Below are 4,957 nucleotides of genomic sequence, written 5' to 3'. Positions count from 1 at the left end.
CGCTGGTGCGGGCGGGTGGGACGCGGGCCTGGGTGCTGGGCCGGCTGGCGGGGACGGCATCCGGCGGCGGCATCCGGCGGCGGTTGGGCTAGGCGGTGAGGCGGCGCAGGGCGGCGGCTGCGGGCGGGCCCCAGGTGGGCTTTCCGCCCGGGCGGCCGCGGACGCCGTTGTCGGCGATTAGCAGGCAGGCTAGCGCGCGCCACAGCGCCCAGCCGCGGGCCCGCCGCCGGGTCGCGTCGTCGGCGGACGGGTAGCCGGCGTAGAACCGGTCGATCGCCCCGTCGGGCAGCAACAGCCAGGCGGCACCCAGGTCGAGGGCTGGGTCCCCGGCGCACATGTCGCTGAAGTCGATCACCCCGCAGAAGGTGCCGTCCCGGGTCAGCACGTTCGCCGGGTGCACATCACCGTGCAGCCACATGGCCGGACCGGGCCAGGCCGGCGCCGCCAGCGCATCGTCCCAGATCTTGCGCAGGACGTCGGGATCGGCGATCAACCCGCGATCGGCGCACTCCTTCAGCGCATAGGCAACTCCTCTGTCCGCGTCGGCCAGCGGACCACCGCGGCGGTCCCGGCCCGCCGGCAGGTCGTGCGGTGCCGGCTCGTGCATGGCCACCAGGAAGGCCGCCAGGCTGTCGGCCGCCTCGGCGCCGCGCGTCGCCGGGGCCCGGTCGGCCGGTTCGCCGGCGACCCACGTGGTGACGATCCAGTGCCGCGGGAACCGCTCGGAAGGCCGTCCCAGCCGCTGCGGAACAGGTGCCGGCAGAGGCAGGCGCGACGCCGCCGCAGGTAGTAGTGCATACTCCCGGAGCAGCAACTCGTCCGTGTCCTGAGTGGCCCAGGGCAACCGGACCGCCAGTTCGTCACCGAGCCGCCACATCTGGTTGCCCCAGCCGCGGGCCCCGAAGGTCACCGGCAACCCGGCCAGGTCGGGGTGCTGCTCCCGGAGCAACTCGCCGATCAGTTCCGCGGTGCCGTCTAGGTCAGCATCAGTCACCGCAGCGACTGTAGCCACCACGGCACAACTCAGGGATTCGGCACGGTGCCCACCTCCTCGAGGTCGGTCAGGAGATCGGCCACCGCCTGCGGCCCGGTGCGGGTGCCGATCCACCGGCTCACCCGGCAGGCCGCCAGCGCGTACATCCGGTCGCCGCCCTCGGCCGCCAGCCAGTCGGCCAGCGTCTCCGGCAGCGGCTCGTCGGAGGAGATCAGGCAGCGGTCCGCCGAGCCCGCCGGCTTGAGGTAGCGCAGGTCGTCCGCGACCACGACGGCCAGCCCTTCGTCGAACCACTGCGGCACCCGATGGTCGCCGGCCCGCTCGTGCAGCTCGACGTGGGACATCTCGTGCGCGGCGATGACCGGGTCGAGGCCGCGCGGGGACAGCAGCACCGCCCGGTTGAGGACGGCCAGGCCGCGTTCGCCGCCTCCGCCGATCCGGTCGTAACACTCCCGGGTCTCGCAGGCCAGCAGCCGCGGTGACGTCACCCGCCCGCCGTAGAAGGCAGCGACCCGCTGGTGCGCGTCGGCGGCGAGGCCGGCCAGCCGCTGCCGGTCGGCGCCGCGCTCGGCGTAGAGGTTGTCGGCGACCTCGGTCAGCCCGTAGCACTGCGGGCAGGCCACCGCGGTGACCGACGGGTAGACGACGGCGACGCCCGCGACGAGCAGGACGAGGACCAGGACGGCGATCGGAGCGATCAGGCGGCGTTTGCGCACGCCGACAAGCATCGCGGGGTGGGGCTGCGGGGGGAACCGTGCGGGTACGGGTCCTCGGGTACGTGCTGGCACGTACCTTGGTCCCGGTGCGCAGCCTTCGGATCGCCGGTGGCGTGGTGTTCGCCGGGGCCGGCGTCGCCGCGACCGTCGCGGTGCTCGCCCGCGGCGGTGGCCTGAGTGCGGTGCACGTGGCGGTCACCCCGTTGGTCGGGTGGGCGTTCGGCGTCGCCGGGGTGCTGGCCTCGCTGCGGGAGCGGTGGCGGCGGGTGGGGCTGCTACTGCTGGCGGTCGGTCTGGCCTGGTTCGTGCACCTGGCCGACTGGACCCACATACCGGTGCTGGTCAGTGCGACAGCGCCGCTGCGCAACGCGTACATGGCTGTGTTCGGGCATTTGCTCTTGGCCTTTCCCACCGGCCGGCTCCGCGGTCGCGGGGTGCGGGCCCTGGTCGTGGCCGGCTATCTCGACGCGGTCGGGCTGCATCTGGCCGCGACGCTGAGCGACTCCCCGGTGCTCTATGACGTCGAGGCGGCGGCCGGCGTGGTGCTGGCGTGCGTGGCGGTCGGGGTGCTGTCGCGCGGCGATCGGCTGCCCGCGCCGGTGTGGGCGGCGGCGATCGTCGCGTTCGCGGCGCTGGTCGGCAACCTGATCGTCGACCGGTTCGCGCCGGGGCTGGCGCTCGCCTGGTGGGTGGCGTTCACGCTGGCGCTCGCCGCTGTGCCGTTCGCGTTCCTGGCCGGGCTGCTCGGCGTCCGCCTGCGCCGGGCGGCGGTGGCCAGGCTGGTCGTGCGGCTGGCCCGGGTGGGTGACGCGGCGTCGCTGCGCGCCGCCATCGCGGAGGCGATCGGCGATCCGTCGCTTGCGCTGGCATTCTGGGTTCCGGTCAGGCAGGGGTACGTGGACGCGTCCGGTCACCCGGCAACCCTGCCCGACCCCGGCGGCCCGGCCGTGGCGACCTTGGTCGAGCGCGACGGCCACCGCATCGGCGCGCTCGTGCACGACGCGGCAAGGCGCGACCCGGTGCTGGTGGACGCCGTTGCCGCGGCCGCCGGCCTGGCCCTCGACAACGCCCGCCTCCAGGCCGAACTGCGAGCCAACGTGGCGGAACTCGAGGCGTCCCGCACCCGCCTGGTCGAGGCCACCGCCGCCGAGCGCCGCCGGATCGAGCGCAACCTCCACGACGGCGCCCAGCAGAGATTGGTGTCGGTGGCGTTCGCCCTCGGCCTGGCGCGCTCCCGCCTGGCCGCAACCACAACACCGCCCGCCGGGCCACCGGCCGCGGGGGATGGGGTGTGGCCTCGGGTGACGGGCGCGGGAGACCCGGCGGGGGCGCCGGATGCGGGCCGCTCTGACGTCGTGGGTGTGCTTGAGGCTGCGCAAGCCGGGGTGGCCGCCGCGCTGGAGGACCTGCGCCGGCTCAGCCAAGGGATTCATCCCGGGGTTCTGGCCGAGCGGGGACTGCGTGCCGCACTGACCGAGCTGGCCTTTACCGCGGCTGTGCCCGTACGGCTTGAATGGGCCGCGCCGGACCGCCTGGCCGGACCGGTCGAAGAGACCGGCTATTACGTCGTCGCGGAGGCTCTCGCCAACGCGGCCAAGCACTCGGGCGCCTCCGCGGTCGTCGTCGGCGCCGCTAAGCGGGGCGGCTCCCTCGTCGTCTCGGTGCGCGACGACGGCGTCGGTGGGGCGGACGAGCGGGCCGGGACCGGACTGCGCGGGCTGGCCGACCGGGTCGCGGCGCTGGGCGGGCGCCTCACGCTCACCAGCCCGCCTGGGGGTGGCACGACTATCGAGGTGGAGGTGCCGTGCGGGTAGTCGTCGCCGATGACGCCGCGCTGCTGCGTGAAGGGCTCAGCCGGCTGCTCGCCGAGGCCGGCTTCGAGGTGGCCGGCACGGCGGGGGACGCCGGGGAACTGCTGGCGCTCGTGGAATCGGCACGACCGGAGGCCGCGATCGTCGATATCCGGATGCCGCCCGGGTACCGCGACGAAGGGCTGCGGGCGGCACTCCGGATTCGCGCGGACCATCCGGGGACCGGGGTGCTGGTGCTCTCGCAGCACGTTCGGGTTACCTATGCGCTGGAGCTGTTCGGGCCGGACGCGCGCGGGGTCGGTTATCTGCTCAAGGATCGGGTTGCGGATGTCGGCGAGCTGGCCGGGGCGCTGCAGCGGGTGGCGTCCGGCGGCACCGTGCTCGACCCGGACGTGGTGGCCATGCTGGTGGGCCGCGCGCGGCCGGGCTCGGCGGCGCTCACCCAGCGGGAGTCCGACGTGCTGGCGCTGATGGCGGAGGGGCGGTCCAACCAGGCCATCGCGGGGCGGCTCGGCATCGCGGAGCGGACCGTCGAGAAGCACATCGCGGCGCTGCTGGCCAAGCTCGGCGTGCCGGCTTCGGCGGACGACCATCGGCGGGTGCTCGCGGTGCTGCAATATCTCGGTTGCGCGCCGTGATGAGGTCAAAGGCATGGAAATTCCGGAGCACGTACGACGTAATCGCGAGCTGTGGGACACCGGTCTGAGTGCGGGGTTCGCGGCCCGGGCGCGTCGACAGTGGACGGCCGCGCCGCACTGGGGCATCTGGGCGGTGCCGCAGGCCGAACTACCCGTGCTGCCCGCCGATCTGGCCGGCAAGGACGTGATCGAGTTGGGCTGTGGCACGGCGTACGTGTCCTCCTGGGTGGCCCGCGCCGGCGGGCGGCCGGTCGGGGTCGACAACTCCGCACAGCAGCTGGCGACCGCGCGCGCCATGCAGGACGAGTTCGGCCTCCACTTCCCGCTGCTGCACGGCAACGCGGAGCAGGTGCCGTACCCGGACGCCAGCTTCGACGTGGCCGTCAGCGAGCACGGCGCCGCCGCCTGGTGCGACCCCTACCGGTGGATCCCGGAGGCGGCCCGGCTGCTCCGGCCCGGCGGCGAGCTCGTCTTCGTACGCAACTCGGATCTGCTCACGCTGTGCTCGGACGGCGCGGGACCGGCCGGCCGGGGCCTGCACCGCACGCAGTTCGGCCTGTCGCGCATCGACGACGAGGGCGGCGCGGTCATCTTCCAGCTGCCGCACGGTCCGCTGATCCGGCTGTTGCGCGAGTCCGGCCTCGTGGTGGAGGACCTGCTCGAGGTGCGGCCCGGCCCGGACGCCGTCACCGACTTCGACTACGTCGACCTGGAGTGGGCCCGTCGCTGGCCGAGCGAGGAGGTCTGGAAGGCCCGCCGCGTCGGGACTTGAGGCCCTGCCGCATCCGGTCCGGGGGC

Annotated in this window: 5 protein-coding genes; 3 read left to right on the top strand and 2 right to left on the bottom strand. The window is 74.4% G+C overall.

All coding sequences use genetic code 11. The features are described 5' to 3' along the window. Positions 1 to 88: 88 nt before the first annotated feature. Positions 89 to 994: an aminoglycoside phosphotransferase family protein gene (locus Ari01nite_RS33260; RefSeq protein ID WP_203786209.1), complete on the bottom strand. Its 906-nt coding sequence runs from the start codon at positions 992 to 994 to the stop codon at positions 89 to 91. A gap of 29 nt (positions 995 to 1,023) precedes the next feature. After that, positions 1,024 to 1,710: a hypothetical protein gene (locus Ari01nite_RS33255; RefSeq protein WP_203786208.1), complete on the bottom strand. Its 687-nt coding sequence runs from the start codon at positions 1,708 to 1,710 to the stop codon at positions 1,024 to 1,026. Positions 1,711 to 1,796: 86 nt separating this feature from the next. On the opposite strand from Ari01nite_RS33255, the gene Ari01nite_RS33250 reads away from it, so the two are divergent. From Ari01nite_RS33250 to Ari01nite_RS33240, 3 genes are read left to right on the top strand one after another with little or no spacing between them, the layout of a single operon-like run. Beyond that, on the top strand, positions 1,797 to 3,524 hold the full coding sequence (locus Ari01nite_RS33250; RefSeq protein ID WP_203786207.1) for a sensor histidine kinase: 1,728 nt from the start codon (positions 1,797 to 1,799) through the stop codon (positions 3,522 to 3,524). Beyond that, complete coding sequence (locus Ari01nite_RS33245) at positions 3,515 to 4,159, top strand: response regulator transcription factor (RefSeq protein ID WP_203786206.1); 645 nt, start codon at positions 3,515 to 3,517, stop codon at positions 4,157 to 4,159. Before Ari01nite_RS33250 ends, Ari01nite_RS33245 begins: the two co-directional genes overlap by 10 nt. A gap of 13 nt (positions 4,160 to 4,172) precedes the next feature. Next, the gene (locus Ari01nite_RS33240; protein WP_203786205.1) at positions 4,173 to 4,931 is read left to right on the top strand and encodes a class I SAM-dependent methyltransferase; all 759 of its coding nucleotides are present in this window, start codon (positions 4,173 to 4,175) and stop codon (positions 4,929 to 4,931) included. Positions 4,932 to 4,957: the final 26 nt, after the last annotated feature.

Origin of the sequence: Paractinoplanes rishiriensis (genome assembly GCF_016862375.1) — a bacterium.
Classification (GTDB): domain Bacteria; phylum Actinomycetota; class Actinomycetes; order Mycobacteriales; family Micromonosporaceae; genus Actinoplanes; species Actinoplanes rishiriensis.
This window is presented reverse-complemented; position numbering and strand designations above follow the sequence as displayed.

Excerpts from the sequence above, each read along its gene's own strand:
- Ari01nite_RS33240 (WP_203786205.1), top strand. The coding sequence starts at position 4,173 with ATGGAAATTCCGGAGCACGTACGACGTAATCGCGAGCTGTGGGACACC.